A 20310-nucleotide genomic window follows, 5' to 3' on the forward strand; every position below is an offset into this window, starting at 1 on the left:
GCTCCTTGACGGTCGGCAGCGGGGATCGGTGCGGGGGCGGACGGTCAGAACTGGAGGGACTTGGTCTGGAGGTACTCGGCCAGTCCGTGCTGACCGAGCTCGCGGCCGACGCCGGACTGCTTGTAGCCGCCGAACGGGGCGAGCGGGTTGAACCGGCCGCCGTTGATGTCGACCTGCCCGGTGTCCATCCGGCGGGCGAACGCCACCGCCTCGGCGTCGCCGCCCGCCCAGACCGCGCCCGCGAGGCCGTACACGGTGCCGTTGGCGATGCGCAGGGCGTCGTCCTCGTCCTCGTAACGGATGATCGACACGACCGGGCCGAAGATCTCCTCCTGGGCGATGGTCATCTCCGGGGTGACGTCGGCGAACACGGTCGGGCTGACGAAGTAGCCCTGCTCGCGCGGGGCTTCGGGGCCGCCCGCGACCAGACGCGCGCCCTCCGCCACGCCCTTCTCGATGTAGCCGAGCACCCGCGCGTGCTGCTTGGCGTTGACGAGGGGGCCGATGCGGTCGCCGTACTTGGCGGCGGCCTCCGCGGCGAGCGCGACCGCCTCGTCGTACCGGGAGGTGTGCACGAGCATCCGGGTCCAGGCGCTGCACGTCTGGCCGGAGTTGCCCATGACGTTCGCGACGCCGACGGCGACGGCCTTGGCGAGGTCCGCGCTCGGCAGGATGACGTTGGCGGACTTGCCGCCCAGTTCGAGGGCGACGCGCTTGATCGCGGCGCCGGCCGTGGCGCCGATCCGCTTGCCGACGGCGGTGGAGCCGGTGAAGGAGACGAGGTCGACGCCCGGGTGTTCGGCGAGCGCCTGTCCCGCGACCGGGCCGAGGCCGGTGACCAGGTTGAACACGCCCGCGGGGACGCCCGCTTCGTGGACGGCCTCCGCGAAGAGCTGGGCGGTCAGCGGGGTGTCCTCGGCGGGCTTGAGGACGACCGCGCAGCCGGCCGCGAGCGCGGGGGCGACCTTGGCGACGATCTGGTGCAGCGGGTAGTTCCACGGGGTGATCGCGCCGACGACGCCGACCGGTTCGGCGTAGACGGTGGAGTTGCCGACCTGCTCCTCGAAGGCGTACGACGCGGCAAGTTCGGCGTACGAACCGGCCACCAGGATCGGTACGGACGCGTGCACCGCCTGCGAGAAGGGCAGCGGTGCGCCGAGTTCGGCGGTGACCGTCTCCGCGATCTCGTCCTTGCGGGCGACGAGGACGTCGCGCAGGGCTGCGATCCTCGCGGCGCGCTCGGCGGGCGGTGTCGCGGCCCAGGCGGGGAAGGCCCGGCGCGCGGCGGACACGGCGGCGTCGACGTCCTCGGCGGTGCCGGCCGGGACATGGGCGATGACCTGCTCGTCCGCCGGATCGACCACCGCGATCGTGTCCGTGCCCGCGGCGGTGCGCCACTCGCCGCCGATATACATCCCGTCGTGGGCCTTCATCGCGTTCCTCCCGGGGGCCGTGGATACGGCGTAGTCGTCCGCACCCCAAACTAGCGCTGTTAGTTTTTTGGTGCCAGGGGCCATTTCGCCAGGGGTGCTCGCCATGGCTCCCGTCACGGTGTCATGCCATGCGCTCACGGCGCTGCGCGCCGAGGCGAGGAACAGCCAGCGACCGCTCACGTCCTTCCTGGACAAGGAGAAGGTCGGCTACGAGTCCTTCTGGATCGCCAACGCGGTCAAGGTGACCGGCGACCAGCGACTCGTCGAGGCCCTCGCACACCGTTCCGACGTGGCGAGCATCGTCAAGGAGCACCACTACGAGCTCGACGCCACCGAGAGCGCGGTCTCGGACGCCGCCACCGACGCCGATCCGGTCACCCCCGGATGGGGCGTCGAGGACATCGGAGCGGACTGGGGCGTCGCCGGGACCGGGTTTCCCGGCTGACCCGGCGTCCGGACCGTCCTCGCCGGGTGACCGCCGCCCGTTCCGGGTCCGCCGCCCGTTCCGGGTCCGCCGGGCGTTCCGGGTCCGCCGCCCGTTCCGGGTCCGCCGGGCGGCCGTCGGTCCGGGCGGCCGTCGGTCCGGGCGGCCGTCGCCCGTTCCATGTGCCCGGCCGGCCATCGGCTCCCGGGCGGCCGTTGTCAGCCGAGTTCCGCGGGCTCCGTGCCGGGGGTCTCGAACTGGGTGCGGTAGAGCTCCGCGTACCGGCCGCCGGCCGCGAGGAGTCCTTCGTGGGTGCCGCGCTCCACGATCTGCCCGTTCTCCACGACCAGGATGAGGTCGGCGGCCCGTACGGTGGAGAGCCGGTGGGCGATCACCACTGCGGTGCGTCCGGCGAGGGCCTCGGTGAGGGCCTCCTGGACGGCCGCCTCGGAGGTGTTGTCCAGGTGGGCGGTGGCCTCGTCGAGGATGACGACGCGCTGGCGGGCCAGCAGCAGCCGGGCGATGGTCAGCCGCTGGCGTTCGCCGCCGGAGAGCCGGTAGCCGCGTTCGCCGACGACGGTGTCGAGCCCGTCGGGCAGCGAGGCGACCAGACCGTCCAGGCGTGAGCGGCGCAGCGCGTCCCAGAGGTCCTCCTCGGTGGCTTCGGGCCGGGCGAGCAGGAGGTTGGCGCGGACCGACTCGTGGAAGAGGTGGCCGTCCTGGGTGACCATGCCGAGGGTGTCGCGCAGGGTGTCGGCGGACAGGTCGCGTACGTCGATGCCGCCGATGCGTACGGAACCCTCGTCGGTGTCGTACAGGCGCGGCAACAGTTGCGCGATGGTCGACTTGCCCGCTCCGGACGAGCCGACGAGTGCCACCGTCTGACCGGGTTCGGCGCGGAAGGAGACCCCGCGCAGCACTTCGTCGCCACCCCGGGTGTCGAGGGTCGCGACGTCTTCGAGCGAGGCGAGGGAGACCTTGTCGGCGGACGGGTAGCCGAACCGTACCCGGTCGAATTCCACGGACACCGGGCCCTCCGGGACCGCCCGCGCGTCCGGCTTCTGGTCGATGAGCGGCTCCAGGTCGAGGACCTCGAAGACCCGCTCGAAGCTGACGAGGGCGCTCATCACCTCGACGCGCGCCCCGGCGAGGGCGGTGAGCGGCGCGTACAGCCGGGTCAGCAGCAGGGCGAGGGCGACGACCGCGCCCGCGTCCAGCTGTCCGCGCAGCGCGTAGAACCCGCCGAGCCCGTACACCAGGGCGAGTGCCAGCGCGGACACCAGGGTCAGGGCGGTGATGAACGCGGACTGGGCCATGGCCGTGCGTACCCCGATGTCGCGCACTCGGCCCGCTCTGGCGGCGAATTCGGCGGACTCGTCGGCGGGCCGGCCGAAGAGCTTGATCAGGGTGGCGCCGGGTGCGGAGAAGCGCTCGGTCATCCGGGTGCCCATCGCGGCGTTGTGGGCCGCCGCTTCCCGCTGGAGTCTCGCCATCCGCGTACCCATGCGGCGCGCGGGCAGCACGAACACCGGCAGCAGCACCAGGGCGAGCACGGTGATCTGCCAGGAGATGGAGAGCATGACGCCGAGGGTGAGGAGCAGCGTCACGACATTGCTGACGACGCCGGAGAGTGTGTTGCTGAAGGCGCGCTGGGCGCCGATGACGTCGTTGTTGAGGCGGCTGACGAGCGCGCCGGTGCGGGTGCGGGTGAAGAATGCGATCGGCATGCGCTGCACATGGTCGAAGACGGCGGTGCGCAGATCGAGGATCAGTCCTTCGCCGAGGTTCGCCGAGAGCCACCGGCCGGCCAGCCCGAGCGCGGCCTCCGCGACGGCGATCACGGCGATGAGCAGGGACAGCCGGGTGACGGTTCCCCCGTCCTTGCCGGCCACGATCGCGTTCACGACGCGTCCGGCGAGGATCGGTGTGGCGACCGCGAGCAGCGCCGTCGCCACGCTCAGGAGCAGGAACAGGGCGACGCGGCGCCGGTGCGGACGGGCGAACGTGGCGATGCGCCGCAGGGTGGCTCGGTCGAAGGGGCGTCGGTCGGCTTGCGCGTTCATGACGTTGTGGAGCTGTGTCCACGCGGTGGCTTCCATACTCATGGGAGGAAACGTACGACCTCCAGTGGACTTGAGGTCAATGGCGTTGCCCACGGTCCCGGGCGGTGGGAACGATTCACGCAAAGCCTGCGCGTAGGGGGCGGGTGCGCGGGAAGCGTCAGGTGTGGTTCCGGTCGTCCGTGAGGCGCGGTTCCGATCCATGGGAGCACGGACGGTGCCGGGGCTCCGGCACCGCCGGGGCCGCTTCGGCGTTCCGGCCGCGCCCGCCGCGTATCCCCAGCCCCGCGGCCGCGAGCAGGAGCGCGCCCAGCATGACGAACGGGGCGGCGGTGCCCGCCACTCCGGCGATCAGACCGGCGGACGCGGGGGCCGCGACCTGGCTCAGGCGGTTTCCGGTCAGCCGGAGGGCGAGTGCGGTGGAGCGGGCCTCGGGCGGGGCGGCCTGGACGACGGTGGTCATCGACAGCGGCTGGCCGACCCCGAGACAGAAGCCGAGCACGGCGAGCATCGCGGCCAGCGCCGCCACGGGGACGGGCAGGGCGATGCCCGCGCAGAGCAATCCGGCCAGCAGGCAGGTCGAGGTGAGCAGCGCCGTACGGCCGAGGACGCGGAGCATCGGGGTCATCACCAGGCGGCAGGCGATGGTGGCCGCGGCACGGAGGCTGAGCAGCAGCCCGATGGTGGCGGGGGCGATCCCGCGGTGCTCGCCGACGACGGGCAGATAGGCGGTGAGGATGTCGGTGGCGGAGAGCACGGCGAGGCTGATGAAGATCCCGGCCGGAACCCCGCGGGCCCGCAGGATGCGGCCGACGGGGACCTTGGCGGCCGGTTCCGCGCGGCGGGCCGCGGGCGTGGAGCGGTGCTCGATGCGCCAGAGGGAGCCGAAGGAGACGGTGGCGACGGCCGCCGAGACGATCAGGGCGAGTGCGCTCGTGCGGGCCATGGCGCCGTCCCGCTCGGAGATCACGTACCCGGCGGCGATCGGTCCGATGAGCTGGCCGAGGGAGGCGCCGATGGTGAAGTGGCCGAAGTTGCGGTCCTGTTCGGCCGGGGCGGACTGGCGGGCGACGATCGACTGGGCGCCGATGACGAAGCAGAGATGGCCGAGCCCCATGACGCCGCTCCAGGCCGCCATCGCCGTCAGCGAACCCGCCCGGCCGCTGAGCGCGCAGCCGCCCGCGATCAGGACGACGCCGAACGGCAGGAGGGGCGCGCAGCGGCCGTGGTCGGTCCTGCGCCCGAGCGGGACGGCGGCGAAGAGCGGCAGGAGCGCGTACACACCGGTGATCACGCCGATGGCGCGCTCTTCCGCGCCCAGCGAGAGAGCCCGGTAGGAGACGGCGGGTCGCGCCATCGACACCGCCCCCTGCGCGAAGGCGAAGGCGATGACGAGGCGCAGCAGCCAGCTCCTGCCGGGCTCTTGGGTACGGGACACGGTCAGATGATGCCGAAGAGGAGTCCGGCGCAGAGCACCACCAGGGAGGTGAGTGCGGCCCATTTGACCGTGAACCTGGTGTGGTCGCCGAATTCGACCTTCGCCATGCCGACGAGGACGTAGACGGCCGGGACCAGCGGGGACGACATGTGCAGCGGCTGGCCGACCAGGGAGGCGCGGGCGACCTCCAGCGGGGAGACACCGTGGGCGGCGCCGGCTTCGGCGAGGACGGGGAGGACGCCGAAGTAGAAGCCGTCGTTGGACATGAAGTACGTCAGCGGGATGCTCAGGATGCCGGTGACGATCGCCATGTGCGGGCCCATGCCGTCGGGGATCGCGCCGACGAGCCAGTCGGCCATGTGGTCGACCATGCCGGTTCCGGAGAGGACGCCGGTGAAGACGGCGGCCGCGAAGACCATGCCGGAGACGTTGAGGACGTTGTCGGCGTGGGCGGCGATGCGGGCCCGCTGGGCGGTCATGTGGGGGAAGTTGACGGTCAGGGCGAGGGCCGCGCCGAGCAGGAAGAGCACCGGGATCGGCATCAGTTCCATGATCATCGCGGTGAGCAGGGCGACGGTGAGGCCCGCGTTGAACCAGTAGAGCTTGGGTCGCAGGGTTGCGCGGTTCGGGTCCAGCCCCTTGAAGCCCTCGTCCTCGCCCGCATCGGCTTCGGCGCCTTCGGCATCGTCGGCGTCCGAACCCGTGCCCGTCCCCGTACCGGCTCCGCCGGAGTTCGTACGGGTACGGTCGCTGCCGCCACCCGTCCCGACGAGAACCGTCTCCGACTCCGTGACCGTCTCCGTGGTCAGCACCTCGTCGAGGGTGAGCGTGCCGAGCCGCTTGCGCTCGCGCCGGCCCAGCACGACGGCCAGGAGCAGGACGGCGGCCAGTCCGACGCCGAGCGCCGGGATCATCGGGACGAAGATGTCGCCCGCGTCCAGCTTGAGCGCGGTGGCGGCACGGGCGGTGGGGCCGCCCCAGGGAAGGGTGTTCATGACGCCGTTCGCCGTGGCGGCGATGCCGGTCATCACGACCAGGCTCATCTTGAGGCGCTTGTAGAGCGGATACATCGCCGAGACGGTGATCATGAAGGTGGTGGAGCCGTCGCCGTCGAGCGAGACGATCGCCGCGAGCACCGCCGTACCGATGACGATCCGCATCGGGTCGGCCTTGCAGAAGCGCAGGATGCCCCGCACGATCGGGTCGAAGAGGCCGACGTCGATCATCACGCCGAAGTAGACGATGGCGAACATCAGCATCGCGGCGGTCGGGGCCAGGTTGCCGACGCCCTCGATGACGTAGTCACCGAGCTTCGCGCCCTGGCCGACGGCTACGCAGAACAGTGCGGGAATGAGGACCAGCGCCGCGATCGGCGACATCTTCTTCATCATGATCAGGACCAGGAAGGTCGCAATCATGGCGAAGCCGAGGATTGTCAGCATGTGGGATACCTATCGTTCACCCTTGAACTCCCGCCGGAGCCGGCGGTCCGGATGACGTTAGGGCGCGCCTCGCCGCGTTAACAAGATGTTGACATGCGAGCAATACGAGCAAAACCCCAGGTCAACGCGGTAGTCACACGCTGGGAACAACCGGCGGCACGTCCGGCGACGCGTCCGGCGACCCCGTCGGCGGCACAACCGGCGGCACTTTCGGCGGTGTTCTGCAGCCAGCTGTTGTTGGAGCGCAGATGGCGGCGGCCGAGGAGGAGGAGGAGCGCGTCCGGGTCCCGCCGGTCGGCCAGGGCTCGGCGGAGCCGGGTGTACCGGACCTGGTTGTGTACGGCGAAGGCGTCGAACGCGAAGTCGAAGTGGGCGCTCTGCGAGGGCGGCGGCAGCGTCGGCGCGTGCGTGGCGTGCGTACGCACCTTCATGCGCGGGCAAACACGGCCGAGCATACCGACCGGTAGGCATGGCGGGGAGGTGTTCTCGTGACACCGTCACCGGGTCGTCGGCGCGGGGCCGGCGCGGTCAGTCCAGGACCTGCGCGAGGTAGGCCCGGAGCAGGACGCGGGTCTCGGCGACGATGGCCGTGTCGCCCGACGGGTCGACGCGGAAGGCCAGTTGGAGGAGGGCGTCGGCGGCCTCGACGCAGACCAGGACCGTCCGGAGCAGATCCTCGTCGGGGGCGCGGCCGAGGTGCCCGGAGAGGAGTTCGGTGAGCCGGCCGGCGACCCGCTGGTTGGCGTCGTCGGCCGGGTCGTCGTCGGGGGCCGGTGTGCCGAAGTCGACGAGGGCGAAGCCGGCCACGGAGCGCTTCATCCCGAGGTACTCGTCCAGGACGGCATCGATGGCGCTGCGCCAGTCGTCGGCCGGAATGACGGCGAGCCGGGCGGTGATGCGTTCGGCGTAGCTGTCCAGATTGCGCCGGGCGAGCGCGTCGGTCAGCGCGCGTTTGTTGGAGAAGAACCGGTAGACGGAACCGATGGGGACCCCGGCGCGGACGGCGACGGCCCGGGTGGAGAGCTGCTCGTAGCCGGTCTCGTCGAGGAGTTCGGCGCAGGCGTCGAGTATCCGCGCGAGGCGTTCGGCGCTGCGCTGCTGCACGGGGGCACGGCGGAGGTTCGTATTCGCATGGGGCACGGGCTCCATGATGCCGTGGGTCTCCTCTGCGGGTGGCGGGCCGGCGCCGGAGCCGCTGCGGGTGACGGGCGCGGCCTCATGCGATGAGCAGGGACAGCCCGCCGATGGTGTACGTGATCATCAGGACCAGGAGCGGGAGTTGCCCCGCGACGGCGCGGCCGGGCGGGAAGAGGCGTACGGACCTGTCGTGGGCCGCGACGACGCCGAGTACGTGGCCGAGGACGATCGCGACGACCTGGAGCGTGGCGACTGAGCCCGGGCCCAGGAGCGATTCGGGCGGAGCGGGATTGTCGGTGCCGGATGCCACCATGACGGTGCGTGGTCCTTCGGTGACGAAGAGCGTGAAGTAGTGGGCGACGAGATAGCCGAGGGCGATCGGGACGAGCGAGTGCGCGAAGGCGGTGAGGGGGTGGCGGAGCCGGCCGGAGATCAGCCGGGTGGCGCCGGTGCAGAGGGCATAGAGGGTGGCGACGAGGGCGACGGCGCCCAGGAGTCCGAGCGTGGCCGCGGTGGTACGGCCCAGCGGTGAGGTCTGGACGGTGGTGATCCAGGACGGGGCATCCGAGAAGCCGTCGTAGGCGGTGGAGCCGAGCATGACGCAGACGGTGGCGACGAGTCCGGGGGTCTGCGGGGTGGCATCGAGGCCGTTGAAAGGGGAGCGGAGTACGAGGCGGCGGTCGGCGGGGCGGCGGCCGATCGGGGAGAGCCGGGCGAGCAGCCCCGAGTAGACCTCGAAGGCGTCCGCCCGGTCGAACCATCCGGCGCCGTGGCGGGCGGCGCCCGCGAGATGGACGGCGGTGTAGAGGGCGAGGAAGAGGAGGAGGGCGGTGGTCGACGCGGGGTCGGGTGCGACGAGTTCGAGCCAGGTGAAGGCCAGGAGCCCGGCCGCGGCGGGCCAGAGCCCGAGGCGCGGGGGAAGGGGGCGGCCCGCGCCCGGGTCGCGGCCGAACACGCGGCAGCCGAGGAGGTGGACGGTACGGAGCGGGTTGAGCAGTCGCCAGACGGGGCCGAGGAGGAGTGAGGCGGGGACGAGTCCGACCCAGAGGAGTACGTAGACGGCGCCGGGGGCCGGATTGCGGTCCGGGTCGTCCGGGCCGAGGAGGAGGTGGAACGTGACGAACAGGGCGGCGGCCAGCCCGAGTACGCGCGCGGCGACACGGGTGGGGTGGGCGTCGGCGAGGCGCTGGACGGCGGCCGGGATCGGGCGGCCGGCCCGGTCGCCGCGGAATCGGGAGGCGGACCAGAGCAGGCCGAGCGCGAGGAAGGAGACGAAGAGCGCGGCAAAGGCGCCGGCGAAGGCGTAGAAGGGGGACAGCGGGAGATCGTGCTGGGCGCCGATGCCATGGGCGAGGACGCTCACCGTACGACGAGTTGGGTCAGGAGCAGGTCGGACTCGTGCGTCTCGACTTCGAAGAGCCCGGTGCGGTCGGCGGTGAACGTGAGCGTGACGGTCTTTCCGGCGGGCAGCCGGGCCTCCTTGTCGTAGCCGTGCACGTGGAGGGTGTCGGCGTGGTCGCTGCGGACCCGGAGGGCGATGATCCGGCCCTTCTTGATCTCGGTGCGGCCGGGGGCGGGGCTGACCTTGCCGTGGGAGACGACGATCTCCAGGGTCGTGTCGGGCCGGGGAGATTCCGGTGAGTGCGTCGCGGGGGCGGTGGGCTGTGCGGTGGGCGGTGCGGTGGGCGGTGCGGTGGGCGGTGCGGAGGCAGTGGAGAGGGAGGTGGTGGCCTGGATCGGGGCGGAGTTCACGGCCCAGGCGGTGTGGTCGTCGGCATAGAGCCGGGCGGTGAGGCCGGTGCCGCCACCGGCGCCGCGGACGAGGGATTCGGGGAGGTGGTACCAGGAGCCGTAGACCCGGGCGAGGGGGTGGCCGTCGAGGAAGAGCCGGGCGTGGCCGCGCCCGAGGAGAGCGGCGCCGCCCACGCTGTCCGGGGTGAACCGGAAGTTCCGTACGGAGAGATGGACGTTCCAACCGTCCTCGGAGTCCGGCCGGACGTCGACCGTCACCTCGGGGGCGCCCTTGGCGTCGACCTGACGCAGCCGATGGCCGGAGCCGTCGTCCGCGGTGAGGAGCCGGCCGACGCTGCCGCCGGCCTGCTCGTGGCTGGTGCCGGGTTTGTGGTGGGTGGTGGCCCGGCCGCCGCAGGCGCTCGCTCCGAACAGGAGGGCGCCCGCGGTGAGTGCGGTGACGGCTGCGACGCCGGGCCGGACGGCCCGCGGTCGCCTGGGGGAACGCCTCACGACACGTCTCCTTCCGGGGCGGGGGTCGGGGCCTGGGCGGGGGCCTGGGCAGAAGTCGGCGTGGCACCCGCGCCCGCGTCCGCGTCCGGATCCCGGCCCTCCGCCGACGCTCCTTGTTCGCCCGAGGCCGCCTGTTCGCCCGACGCTCCCTGTTCGCCCGACGCCGCCCGTTCGCCCGACGCCGCCCGTTCGCCGTGCCGGGCGGCGACCACGACGGCCCACACCACCCAGATCACACCGAGCAGTCCACGCACCCAGGCCGGGCTGAGCGGAATCCACGGGATCATGAACACGGCCTTGTCGACGGCGTCGAGCAGCGTGAGCGCGCCCAGGACCACCGTGGTCCAGCCCAGCCACGGCCGTTCGCCCCGCAGCACCAGCCCGATCCCGGTCCACCACACCCCGGTCAGCAGCAGCGCCAGCGCGGGCACGTAGGAGGAGGCCAGCCCCATCGTCGATCCGGCCACGTCCAGCCCGAGACCGATCAAGCCCAGCACCGTGACGGCGGTGGCGAACCCGCTGCCGCGCAGCCTGCGCCACCACAGCACCCCGCCGACCAGCGCGAGCACCACCGCGACCGCCAGTGCCAGCTGCACCTCGATGCGCTCGATGCCACGTGCTCCGTACCAGTCGCAGCCGGCCGGCAGCCGGCGCGCCTGCACGTTGTAGTCGGCGCAGACCAGCAGTTGGGCCAGTTTGACCGGTTCGCCGACGAGCCGGTCGGTGCGTCCGGACACGGCGCCGCGCTCGGAGCCGCAGGTGGGCAGGGCGCGCGGGGAGGACGGACCGGTGTCCGACTGCCAGCAGTTGCCGTCGCCCTGACCGTCCCACCACACGTCGGTGCGGTTGGGCCGGGAGTTGCCCGCCTTGTCCGTGCCGAGGTGGTTGCCGGCGTACCGGTTGTGGTGGGAGGTGTCGGTCTGCTTGGACAGCGCGTTCTCGCCGCGGATGAAGGCGGGGACCGCGGTCAGGAAGAAGGCGGCGCGTTTCTGCCCGTAGATCCAGTTGTTCTCGTAGAGGTTCCAGTTGCCGCCCGCGGTGATGATGCCCGAGCCGGGCGGCATGGAGATCTGCGGGCAGACGACGCCGTCCTCGTAGCCGCGGTCCACGGGCGGCTTGGCACAGGTCCCGTCGGCGACGTACGGGTAGTAGTCGGCGTTGTTGTCGTGGATCAGGTTGCGTTCGAAGCGGGCGTGGTTCTGCGGCAGTCCCGGGTGGCCGGGGAAGGCGCTGTCCATCGAGGCGCCGCCCATGTTGTGGTCGAACTCGTTGTCGTGGACGTAGACGGAGTCGCCCGCGGTGCCGGAGTAGCCGACCATGTTGTGGTGGCTGCGGCAGCCGGTGATCTCGATCGAGTAGCGCGGCACGTCGTAGCCGTACGCGTCATTGATGTTCGACGCGCTGCCGGGGTAGATGCCCGAGTCCCCGTTGCCGTACGACTCGCAGTTCTTGTACAGCCCGTGGTCGCTCGCGAAGGTCAGGAACCCGTACTCGTCGTTCCACCGGGTGAGGACGGAGTCGATGACGAAGCCGTCCTGGGCGAGGACGTACAGGGAGTTGAACGTGGTGCGCTGGGCGGTGAAGTTCTTGAAGTAGACGCCGTCGGAGCCGTCCGCGCGGATCGCGTTGGGCTTCTGGTACTTGGCGTCGATGACGACATCCGTGCGCTCGGCGCCCGTCCCCTCGATCTGGAGGTTCTTCTTCCCGAGAATCGCCACCAGGTTCTGGTTGTGCGGGCAGTGCGCCTGCTGCGCGTAGGACAGGATCTGGTAGCCGAGCTGGGAGTTGGGCGCCTTCAGCCGGGCGCACTCCCCCGTCGGCTTGGGCAGCGAGGGCTCCTCCTCGTACAGGCCGGGCAGGATGGCGATGTTCATGCCGGGCCTGCCGACCGCGTCGACGGCCTGCTGCAGATGGCGGTAGCCGGACTTCAGACACCGGTCGAACAGCTTCAGGTTCCGGTCCCGCAGCCCCTGGGGGAAGCCGGCTATGCGGCGCTCGAAGTCCGCCCGGTCGCTCTTGCAGACCAGCAGATCCGGTCCGCCGGTGCGGTACACGGGGACGCTGCCCGTTCCGTCGGGCAGGGTGACCGGACGTTCCTCGTGCGCCTGGGCGGCCGGAGCCGCGAGGAGGGCGGCGGCGAGCGCCGCCAGGACCACCAGAAGCCTTCGTGTCCACGACATGAGCGGGAGAGTAGAGCATTGTTCAGCTTTTTGAACCCCCCCTGTGCACCACGAATGCCGTTGACGCGCTTCGATCCGATTCCTACGGTTGTCCATAGGATTTCTTCGGCACCGGGAGCGCACATGAGCGGCATCGAGCAGGCGAGGAAGACGGCGGAAGGGCCCCAGTACTGCGCCGGTTTCGGCAATCAGCACAGCTCGGAGGCGGTGCCGGGGGCGCTGCCGCACGGCCGCAACTCTCCTCAGCGCGCACCCCTCGGGCTCTACGCGGAGCAGCTGAGCGGCTCCGCATTCACCGAACCGCGGGTATACAACCGCCGTTCCTGGCTCTACCGGATCCGCCCGTCGGCCGCTCATCCCCCGTTCGTCCGCATCGACAACGGGGCGATCCGGACCGCTCCGTTCACCGAATCCGTGCCCGACCCCAACCGGCTGCGCTGGGACCCGCTCCCCGCGCCCGCGGCCGGTACGGACTTCGTGGCCGGCCTGTGGACCCTCGGCGGCAACGGCGACGCGACGCAGCGCACCGGCATGGCCGTGCACCTCTACCACGCCGACGCGTCCATGACCGACCGGGTGTTCAGCGACGCGGACGGCGAGCTGCTGATCGTCCCGGAGCGGGGCGGCCTGCTGCTCCGTACCGAACTGGGCCTGCTGCGCGCCGAGCCGGGGCACGTCGCGCTGATCCCGCGCGGCGTCCGTTTCCGGGTGGAACTGCTCGACGCCACCGCCCGCGGCTACGTCTGCGAGAACTACGGTCAGCCTTTCGCCCTCCCCGACCTCGGCCCGATCGGCGCCAACGGCCTGGCGAACGCCCGGGACTTCCTCGCCCCCGTCGCCGCCTACGAGGACGACGAACGCCCGGTGGAGGTGATCAACAAATTCTGCGGGAACCTCTGGTCCGCGACCTACGACCACTCGCCGCTGGACGTGGTCGCCTGGCACGGCAACCACACCCCGTACGTCTACGACCTGCGCCGCTTCAATGTCATCGGCTCGATCAGCTACGACCATCCCGACCCGTCGATCTTCACGGTGCTGACCTCGCCGTCCGACACCCCGGGGCTGGCCGGGGTCGACTTCGTCGTCTTCGCGCCGCGCTGGCTGGTGGGCGAGGACACCTTCCGGCCGCCGTACTTCCACCGCAATGTGATGAGCGAGTACATGGGCCTGATCGAGGGCGCGTACGACGCGAAGACGGCCGGCAAGGGCGGGTTCGTACCGGGCGGCGGCTCGCTCCACAACATGATGTCGGCGCACGGCCCCGACCGGGAGACCTTCGACCGGGCGAGCGAGGCGGAGCTGCGGCCGCAGAAGATCGACGACGGCCTGGCCTTCATGTTCGAGACCCGCTGGCCGGTGACGGCGACCGGGCAGGCGGCCGCCGCCGACCATCTGCAACGCGGCTACGACGACGTGTGGCAGGGTCTGAGCCGCAACTTCAGGCCGTAGGCAACGACGCCACGTATCGGCCCCCGTGTCGTCGCGTCCGCTGTGTCGCAGTACGGAGAGACCAGGTGACCCAGGTGCCTCAGATGCCTCAGATGCCTCAGATGCCCAAGCTGTCCCAGGGACACGCCTTCGCCCCCGATTCACTGGTCCTGAACCGCAAACTGCCGTTGTGGTACCAGGTCTCGCAGTCGTTGCGCGCTTCGATACTGGGCCGCACCAAGGACGCCTCGGCCCGGCTGCCGACCGAGGAGCAGCTCGCCGCGCACTACGGCGTCAGCGTTCTGACGATGCGCCAGGCACTCAAGGAGCTGGAGACGGAAGGGCTGATCAGCAGGCACCGGCGGCGCGGCACGTTCATCGAGCCGCGCGCCCGCCGGGTGTCACCGGTCCGGCTGCTGGGCTCGATCGACGCGATCGTGGCCCAGCAGTCGGGCGAGCGGGCCGAGGTCCTCGACCACGGTCCGATCGCCGTGCCGGGCGATCTCACCGAGTACTTCCCCGACTGCGCCGAGGTGGTCAGCTACCGCAGGCTGCGCCGTGACGGGGAGAGCGACGAGCCCACCAACTGGGCGGAGAACGCGGTGCGTCCCGAGGTGGCGGCCCGGCTCGATGTCGCCGATCTCGAACGCTGGCCGATGACCAAGGTGCTGCGCGACCGGGTCGGCGTCCGGATCGCGCGCATCACCGACACCGTCGAGGCGCGTCTCGCGGACCCGGCGACCGCCGAACTCCTCCAGGTCCCGCTGCTGAGCCCGATCCTGTTCTACACGGGCGTGACGTACGACGAGAGCGGCCGGGTGGTGGATGTGGCCCAGATCCGCTACCGCGGCGACCGGTTCTCCTTCTCGGTGACCGTGGAAGCGAGCTGACGGCCCGCCCCGCGACGCCGTTACGATGCCGGAGGCGGTGGCGACGGGGAGGACGACACGGTGGCAGCACGGGCGGGCGCCGGAACCGGCGGGGACGACGACAGCCCGCTGCTCGACGACCTCATGCCATGGTCCGTACGACCGCTGCGGACCGGGCGCCCCTGGGTGACCGCCCCGGACGCCGGTTCGCTCAGGGCTCGTTGGGAGCGGCTGGTCCGGGCGGAGGCCGCCGAGCGCGAACGGCTGTTTTGGCCCACCCGTCTCCGTACCCCGCAGACGCCGGTGGCGGCGCTTCCGGGACAGTCCACCGGCACCGGACGGTTCGCCCGCGAGAGCGGACCGTGTCCCGAGCCGGTACGGATCCTGCACGGCCCGTTCGACGAACAGTGGCTGCTCCCCGACCACCGGCTGATCGACGCGGCCCGCCCCGAGCTGTGGCGGGTCGCCGACGGGCACCAGCTCTTCGCCGTCGAGCACGGGTACGTGCCCCAGGACACCGGCCCCGCCCTGTCCGTGACGGCGCTCCTGCCCGACGGCGACTCCCCCGCCGGCCGGCCGGGCCGGATCCGGCCGCTGTACCGGCGCCCCGGAGGTCTCGAACCCAATCTGGCCCCGGGCCTCCTCGCACTGCTCCGGGCCCGCCACGGGGATGCGGTCACGGACCATTCCGTGCTGGCGTGGATACTCGCGGCGGCCCGCCACTCCCCCGCCGGGTGCGTGGTCCCGCTGCCGGCCGACACGGCGCACTGGTCGGCAGGCGTGGAGTTGGGTCAGGAGCTGCTGCGGCTGCAACTGCGCGGCGCCCGGGGCGGGGAGCGCCCGCGGCTGCCCGGCGGGCGCCGCCCCTATGTGCGGGCCTCGGTTCCGCCCGTACCGGCCACGCTGGAGTACGACCGGGCCGACGAGGCGCTCCTGCTCGGCACGGGCCGCATCTCGCCCGTGCCCGCCGGGGCGTGGGAGTTCCGGGTGGGCGGCGTCCGGATGCTGGAGCTCTGGTTCGAACGCCGTACGGCGACGGCCGGGGCGGATGACGTGGACGGCCTGGAAGCGGTCCGGCCGCGTACCTGGCCCCAGGAGTGGACCTCGGAGCTGCTGGAACTGATCACCGTGCTCGCCCTGCTGGCCGAGCTCCGGCCCCGGCAGGAGGTCGTGGATGACGGCCCGCGGATCACGGCCGACGACCTCCGCGCGGCGGGTGTCCTGCCGGTCCCGGTCGCGGCCCGGCGGCCGGCCTCGGTGCTCGACCATCAGGAGGAGGGCCCGGACGGGCAGTTCGCGCTGCTGTGACGGGGCGCCCGGGGCCCCGCGCACTACCGGTCGAAGGAGTCCAGCACCCGGTGCAGCGCCCGGTCGAAGACCCCGTCCAGATCGATCGGCCCGGAGTCCTCGGCGAATCCCGCCGCCATCCGCGGATACTTCCCGGTGGCGATCTGACTGATCAGATAGTTCGTGCGCGCGGCGTGCTCCTGCTCCTCGGACCAGGGCAGCGACCGGCTGCGCTCCGCCGTGGCGATCTCGTTGGCCGTATAGGTGGTGACCACGCCGTTGACCATGGCGATGAGTTCCATCTTCTCGCCGAACCGCGCGTCGACCCCGTCCAGGCAGCTGAGCGTGTACTCCAGATACCGCAGCGCGTTCGGGCTGAAGCCGTACACGGGTGACATGAGCCGGGGCACCCAGGTGTGGCGGTGCATCATCTCGCGGGCCTGATGGGCCAGCGCGATGAGATCGCCGCGCCAGTCGCCGGACGGCTCCGGGAACTCGTACCCGCCGCTGACCGCGTCGAGCATCAGCTCGTGCAGGTCCTCCTTGCGCGGCACGTAGTTGTAGAGCGACATCGTGCCGCAGCCGAGCTCCGCCGCGACCTTCCGCATGGACACCGCGTCGAAACCCTCCGCATCGGCGATGCGGACAGCGGCTGCCGCGATGGCGGCGCGGCTGAAAGCGGGCTTGGGGCCGCGGCCCGCACGCTCGGGGCGCGCCCAGATCACTTCGGGTACAGCGGGTCGCCCCACCATTGATCATCACCTCTCCCACCATCGTAGTTACGTACACCGTACGTAGTGCGGTACGGTGTACGCATGACAACTACGTACGGTGTACTTAGTGAAGGTCTGGAGAAGCGCTACGGCGATGTCCACGCGCTACGGGGACTCGATCTCGCGGTCGCCGAGGGCACCGTCTGCGGAGTGCTGGGGCCGAACGGCGCGGGCAAGACCACCGCCGTCCGGGTCCTCACCACGTTGACGCTCCCGGACGGCGGCAGCGCCCGGGTGGCGGGCCACGACGTGGTGCGCGAGGCGGCTGCGGTGCGCGCGGCGATCGGCGTCACCGGGCAGAACGCCTCGGTCGACGGCGAGCTGTCCGGCCGGCAGAACCTGCGGCTCTTCGCCAAGCTGCTCCGGTTCCGCGGCGAGGCCGCGCGCACCCGCGCCGACGAGCTTCTGGAGCGCTTCGAGCTGGCGGAGGCCGCCGACCGCCCGGCCCGCACCTACTCGGGCGGCATGCGCCGCCGTCTCGACCTCGCCGCCAGTCTGCTGACCCGCCCCAGGGTGCTGTTCCTGGACGAGCCGACCACCGGACTCGACCCGCACAGCCGCAACCAGATCTGGGCAGCCGTACGGGAACTGGCCGGGCGGGGCACGACCGTCCTGCTCACCACGCAGTACCTGGAGGAGGCCGACCAACTGGCCGACGACATCGTGCTGATCGACCGGGGCCGGGCCGCCCACCGCGGAACCCCCACCGAGCTGAAGGCCCGCATCGGCAGTTACGCCGAAGTCGTCGTCCCCCATGATTCGGCGCTGGTCCCGGCGGCAGCCGTACTCGATCAGCTCACCGGCACCGAACCGGTACTCGACCACGAGCGCCGCACCGTGGGCGCCGTCACGACCGACACCACGCTCACCCTCCCCCGTATCGTCCGCGAACTCGACGGGGCGGGCGTACCGCTGGTCGACGCGAGCCTGCGCCCGCCGACGCTCGACGAGGTCTTCCTCCGCCTGACCGGCCGCGGCGACAGCCGCACCTCCCCACCCCTGAAGGAGACGGCAGCATGAGCGGCATCGCACCGGCCCACGAGCCGAACGTCACACCGGCCACGAGCGCCCCGGTCGCCGACGCCCTGGCCATGCTGGGCCGCCATCTGCAGCGGATCAAGGCCGCGCCGGGTGTCATGATCCTGACCCAGACCATGCCGATCACGATGCTGCTGTTCTTCGGCTACGTGTTCGGCAGCGCCCTGGCCATGCCCGGCCAGGAGTACCGCGCGTTCCTGGTGCCGGGCCTGCTGGCGGCGACGGCGGCCAACGGCATCATGGTCGGGATGTTCCAGGCCTCGCAGGACTGTGACCGCGGGGTGATGGACCGGTTCCGTACGCTGCCGATGAGCCGGCCCGCCGTACCGTTCGGTCAGACCGCCGCGGATCTGCTGACCACCGCCATCGGCATGATTCCGCTGATCCTCGTCGGACTCGCGGTCGGCTGGCGGATCGAGGGCGGCCCGCTCGCCGCCCTGGGAGCCTTCGGACTGCTGCTGCTCCTGCGGTTCGCCACGTCGTGGCTGGGCTACTGGCTGGGCCTGCTGATCCGCAACGAGGAGGTCGCCGGTCAGCTGGGCAGCGCCACCTTCATCCTGCCGCTGCTGTCGAACGCGTACATCCCGACCGACAACCTGCCCGGCTGGCTGCGGACGGTCGCGGAGTGGAACCCGATCAGCGCGATGGCCTCGGCCACCCGCGAACTGTTCGGCAACGCGTCCCCGGCGGCCGACGCCGCCTGGCCGGTCGCCCATCCGGTGGCCGGGACGCTCGCCTGGTCGGTGGTGCTCCTCGCGGTGTTCGTGCCGCTGGCCGTACGGCGTTACGCGCGCGGCGGCGAATGACCGCCACGCGCCGCGCTCACCGAGGCAGCGCGCCGGGCCGACCCGGGGCGCCGGGCAGGACGATGGGCCTCGGCAAGCGCACCGAAGCGCTGCTGCGGGCTCCGGGGAGACGGAAGAGCGGACAGCAGCGCAGCGCAGCGCCGGGACGGTGAGATCGTCCGACCGGCCCGAGCGGGGGGAGCTGGACGATGAACCCTGGCCGGGGAGAGCCTGGGCGGTGGACGATGAGCGGTCGTGACGGGCCGTCGGGTCAGTGGCGGCTGCCGAAGAGCGAGCGGCGCAGTCGACGCAGCGGCGCGAAGAGGGAGACCCGCGCGCTCTTGCTTTGACGGCGATGGGCGGCATCGCGCGAGGTGAGCTCGCGCATCAGCAGCGTCGCCTCCGCGGACTCCCGCTGCGGGACGGCGGGTCCGCCGAGCACCGCGAGATGGCGGTCGAGGCGCGAACTCGTCGCACTGCTCCCGCATGTGATGGCAGGCACACGCGGCCTGCTGCGCACCGTTATCTGTTCCATGTCACTCCCCACCCTAACGAGGGCACCCGACCCGGGCAGATTAACCCTATCCCCCCGCGACGACACTCGTGTATCCCGGTCGCAGGATTGAGCACACACATACGGAGGTTGACGCACCCACTCCGAATCCTCCCGATTCCAGGGCGAGTTGGACAGAACGGAAGTGGTCCACCGGCAGGGATCGACAGGGTGCCGGACGGAGGCCCCTGCGGACGGGGGCCTCCTGCCCGTCGGACGACCGGACGGGCCCGGCGCAGGTACTGGGTGGGGGGTCAGGCGGCCGAGGCGAAGGCGGGCAGGTAGCCGCCCGACTGTCCGGCCGCGGTGGGGTGGTACGACTCACCGATGTTGAGCCAGTTGAGGCTGTGCAGCCAGGCATCTCCGGAGCAGATCTCGTGCCCCGTAAACTTCCCCGCGACATCGGTGAAGGTGAAGCCGTGGTTGGCGGCGCGCTTGGCGGTCGCCGCGTTGAGGTAGCCGGAGGCGTCGTTGATCGCGGCGCGCACCTTGTCGCTCAGACCGACGACACAGCTGCCGCCGATCTTGTAGAAGCGCGGATAGCCGAGGACGACGACACGCGCGGACGACGCCTTGGCGCGTATCGCCGAGTACACCGAGTCGAGGTTGCCGGGCAGGGTGGTGTCGACATAGCTGCGGGCCGTGGCGATCCGGCTGAGGCAGGCGGCCTCCGACTGGGTGACGCAGGTGGTCATGACGTCGGCGAAGCCCGCGTCATTGCCGCCGACGGAGATCGAGACGAGGTCGGTCGAGGAGTTGAGCGGGCCGAGCTGACCGGCCTTGACATCACCCGTACGGGCACCCGAGCAAGCGGTGAAGGCGAAGGACGAGGGCGAGTTGGCCGCGGCCCAGAGTTTGGGATAGGCCTTGGTGCTGCGCTTGCAGTCCCCGCTGGCACTGTCGTAACTGCCGGATCCGACACCCGAGGAGTACGAGTCGCCGAGGGCTACGTAGTCGACGGCCTGCACAGACGTGGCGGCGTTGGCGGTGACCGCTCCGGTCAGAGCGAGTACGGCACCGAGCAGGAGCGAGGACGAGAACGCCACGAGTCTGGACATTTTCATGGAACCTCCCTTGGGCCGACCGGCAGGATCTCCGCCGGTCTGCCGTGTCCGTGGTAGCAGTACGCACACCCTCACCGGAAGTGTCCATGCCAAGTTGTTCCGACGAGTTCTCCTGTGCGCCCCCTTTGACGTCGCGTCATGTCCGCAATTGC

At 71.4% G+C, this 20310-nt stretch carries 18 protein-coding genes; 6 read left to right on the forward strand and 12 right to left on the reverse strand.

Annotated features, from left to right (window positions below; genetic code table 11):
• Positions 1-44: 44 nt before the first annotated feature.
• Positions 45-1433, reverse strand: coding sequence for an aldehyde dehydrogenase family protein (locus OH735_RS07200; RefSeq protein ID WP_406380438.1), 1389 nt, complete (start codon positions 1431-1433; stop codon positions 45-47).
• 103 nt (positions 1434-1536) lie between these two features.
• On the opposite strand from OH735_RS07200, the gene OH735_RS07205 reads away from it, so the two are divergent.
• A complete protein-coding gene (locus tag OH735_RS07205) occupies positions 1537-1878 on the forward strand; it encodes a hypothetical protein (protein ID WP_406380440.1) in 342 nt (113 codons plus the stop codon).
• Positions 1879-2075: 197 nt separating this feature from the next.
• Here OH735_RS07205 and OH735_RS07210 read toward each other — a convergent pair whose 3' ends face one another.
• The 8 genes from OH735_RS07210 to OH735_RS07245 all read right to left on the reverse strand — a co-directional run bounded on the left by OH735_RS07210 (position 2076) and on the right by OH735_RS07245 (position 12358).
• Complete coding sequence (locus OH735_RS07210) at positions 2076-3962, reverse strand: ABC transporter ATP-binding protein (protein WP_406380441.1); 1887 nt, start codon at positions 3960-3962, stop codon at positions 2076-2078.
• Positions 3963-4077: 115 nt separating this feature from the next.
• The gene (locus tag OH735_RS07215; RefSeq protein ID WP_406386449.1) at positions 4078-5361 is read right to left on the reverse strand and encodes an MFS transporter; all 1284 of its coding nucleotides are present in this window, start codon (positions 5359-5361) and stop codon (positions 4078-4080) included.
• Positions 5358-6797 (reverse strand): CitMHS family transporter, encoded by a 1440-nt coding sequence (locus OH735_RS07220; RefSeq protein ID WP_406380443.1) that lies wholly within the window; start codon positions 6795-6797, stop codon positions 5358-5360. The genes OH735_RS07215 and OH735_RS07220 overlap by 4 nt, the downstream gene beginning before the upstream one ends.
• Positions 6798-6874: 77 nt before the next feature.
• Positions 6875-7228, reverse strand: coding sequence for a hypothetical protein (locus OH735_RS07225; protein WP_406386948.1), 354 nt, complete (start codon positions 7226-7228; stop codon positions 6875-6877).
• Between the two features lie 97 nt (positions 7229-7325).
• Complete coding sequence (locus tag OH735_RS07230) at positions 7326-7946, reverse strand: TetR family transcriptional regulator (protein WP_406380444.1); 621 nt, start codon at positions 7944-7946, stop codon at positions 7326-7328.
• Positions 7947-8013: 67 nt separating this feature from the next.
• Positions 8014-9297, reverse strand: coding sequence for a hypothetical protein (locus tag OH735_RS07235; protein ID WP_406380446.1), 1284 nt, complete (start codon positions 9295-9297; stop codon positions 8014-8016).
• On the reverse strand, positions 9294-10178 hold the full coding sequence (locus tag OH735_RS07240; protein ID WP_406380448.1) for a hypothetical protein: 885 nt from the start codon (positions 10176-10178) through the stop codon (positions 9294-9296). Before OH735_RS07240 ends, OH735_RS07235 begins: the two co-directional genes overlap by 4 nt.
• Positions 10175-12358, reverse strand: a complete 2184-nt coding sequence (locus OH735_RS07245; protein WP_406380450.1) for a right-handed parallel beta-helix repeat-containing protein — start codon at positions 12356-12358, stop codon at positions 10175-10177. Before OH735_RS07245 ends, OH735_RS07240 begins: the two co-directional genes overlap by 4 nt.
• Before the next feature lie 123 nt (positions 12359-12481).
• Here OH735_RS07245 and hmgA point away from each other — a divergent pair, with 123 nt between their 5' ends.
• The 3 genes from hmgA (at position 12482) to OH735_RS07260 (ending at position 15966) form a co-directional block, all read left to right on the forward strand.
• Positions 12482-13810, forward strand: a complete 1329-nt coding sequence (hmgA, locus tag OH735_RS07250; protein WP_406380451.1) for a homogentisate 1,2-dioxygenase — start codon at positions 12482-12484, stop codon at positions 13808-13810.
• Positions 13811-13893: 83 nt separating this feature from the next.
• On the forward strand, positions 13894-14679 hold the full coding sequence (locus OH735_RS07255; RefSeq protein ID WP_406380452.1) for a GntR family transcriptional regulator: 786 nt from the start codon (positions 13894-13896) through the stop codon (positions 14677-14679).
• Between the two features lie 60 nt (positions 14680-14739).
• Complete coding sequence (locus OH735_RS07260) at positions 14740-15966, forward strand: type ISP restriction/modification enzyme (protein WP_406380454.1); 1227 nt, start codon at positions 14740-14742, stop codon at positions 15964-15966.
• 23 nt (positions 15967-15989) lie between these two features.
• Here OH735_RS07260 and OH735_RS07265 read toward each other — a convergent pair whose 3' ends face one another.
• Positions 15990-16697, reverse strand: a complete 708-nt coding sequence (locus OH735_RS07265) for a TetR/AcrR family transcriptional regulator (RefSeq protein ID WP_406380456.1) — start codon at positions 16695-16697, stop codon at positions 15990-15992.
• 63 nt (positions 16698-16760) lie between these two features.
• Between OH735_RS07265 and OH735_RS07270 the strand changes: the two genes are divergently transcribed.
• Positions 16761-17738: an ATP-binding cassette domain-containing protein gene (locus OH735_RS07270; RefSeq protein WP_406380458.1), complete on the forward strand. Its 978-nt coding sequence runs from the start codon at positions 16761-16763 to the stop codon at positions 17736-17738.
• A gap of 71 nt (positions 17739-17809) precedes the next feature.
• Complete coding sequence (locus OH735_RS07275; protein ID WP_406386451.1) at positions 17810-18562, forward strand: ABC transporter permease; 753 nt, start codon at positions 17810-17812, stop codon at positions 18560-18562.
• 250 nt (positions 18563-18812) lie between these two features.
• On the opposite strand, the gene OH735_RS07280 is transcribed toward OH735_RS07275, so the two are convergent.
• Both OH735_RS07280 and OH735_RS07285 read right to left on the reverse strand, forming a co-directional pair.
• A complete protein-coding gene (locus tag OH735_RS07280) occupies positions 18813-19076 on the reverse strand; it encodes a hypothetical protein (RefSeq protein ID WP_406380459.1) in 264 nt (87 codons plus the stop codon).
• A gap of 272 nt (positions 19077-19348) precedes the next feature.
• The gene (locus OH735_RS07285) at positions 19349-20158 is read right to left on the reverse strand and encodes an SGNH/GDSL hydrolase family protein (RefSeq protein WP_406380460.1); all 810 of its coding nucleotides are present in this window, start codon (positions 20156-20158) and stop codon (positions 19349-19351) included.
• Positions 20159-20310 lie beyond the last annotated feature (152 nt).

It is taken from the genome of Streptomyces sp. NBC_01618 (assembly GCF_045209435.1).
Lineage (GTDB): Bacteria > Actinomycetota > Actinomycetes > Streptomycetales > Streptomycetaceae > Streptomyces.

Excerpts from the sequence above, each read along its gene's own strand:
- OH735_RS07205 (WP_406380440.1), top strand. The coding sequence starts at position 1,537 with ATGGCTCCCGTCACGGTGTCATGCCATGCGCTCACGGCGCTGCGCGCC.
- OH735_RS07270 (WP_406380458.1), top strand. The coding sequence starts at position 16,761 with ATGACAACTACGTACGGTGTACTTAGTGAAGGTCTGGAGAAGCGCTAC.
- OH735_RS07280 (WP_406380459.1), bottom strand. The coding sequence starts at position 19,076 with ATGGAACAGATAACGGTGCGCAGCAGGCCGCGTGTGCCTGCCATCACA.
- OH735_RS07275 (WP_406386451.1), top strand. The coding sequence starts at position 17,810 with ATGCTGGGCCGCCATCTGCAGCGGATCAAGGCCGCGCCGGGTGTCATG.
- OH735_RS07245 (WP_406380450.1), bottom strand. The coding sequence starts at position 12,358 with ATGTCGTGGACACGAAGGCTTCTGGTGGTCCTGGCGGCGCTCGCCGCC.
- OH735_RS07255 (WP_406380452.1), top strand. The coding sequence starts at position 13,894 with ATGCCTCAGATGCCTCAGATGCCCAAGCTGTCCCAGGGACACGCCTTC.
- OH735_RS07200 (WP_406380438.1), bottom strand. The coding sequence starts at position 1,433 with ATGAAGGCCCACGACGGGATGTATATCGGCGGCGAGTGGCGCACCGCC.
- hmgA (WP_406380451.1), top strand. The coding sequence starts at position 12,482 with ATGAGCGGCATCGAGCAGGCGAGGAAGACGGCGGAAGGGCCCCAGTAC.
- OH735_RS07265 (WP_406380456.1), bottom strand. The coding sequence starts at position 16,697 with ATGGTGGGGCGACCCGCTGTACCCGAAGTGATCTGGGCGCGCCCCGAG.
- OH735_RS07210 (WP_406380441.1), bottom strand. The coding sequence starts at position 3,962 with ATGAGTATGGAAGCCACCGCGTGGACACAGCTCCACAACGTCATGAAC.
- OH735_RS07220 (WP_406380443.1), bottom strand. The coding sequence starts at position 6,797 with ATGCTGACAATCCTCGGCTTCGCCATGATTGCGACCTTCCTGGTCCTG.
- OH735_RS07225 (WP_406386948.1), bottom strand. The coding sequence starts at position 7,228 with ATGAAGGTGCGTACGCACGCCACGCACGCGCCGACGCTGCCGCCGCCC.
- OH735_RS07285 (WP_406380460.1), bottom strand. The coding sequence starts at position 20,158 with ATGAAAATGTCCAGACTCGTGGCGTTCTCGTCCTCGCTCCTGCTCGGT.
- OH735_RS07230 (WP_406380444.1), bottom strand. The coding sequence starts at position 7,946 with ATGGAGCCCGTGCCCCATGCGAATACGAACCTCCGCCGTGCCCCCGTG.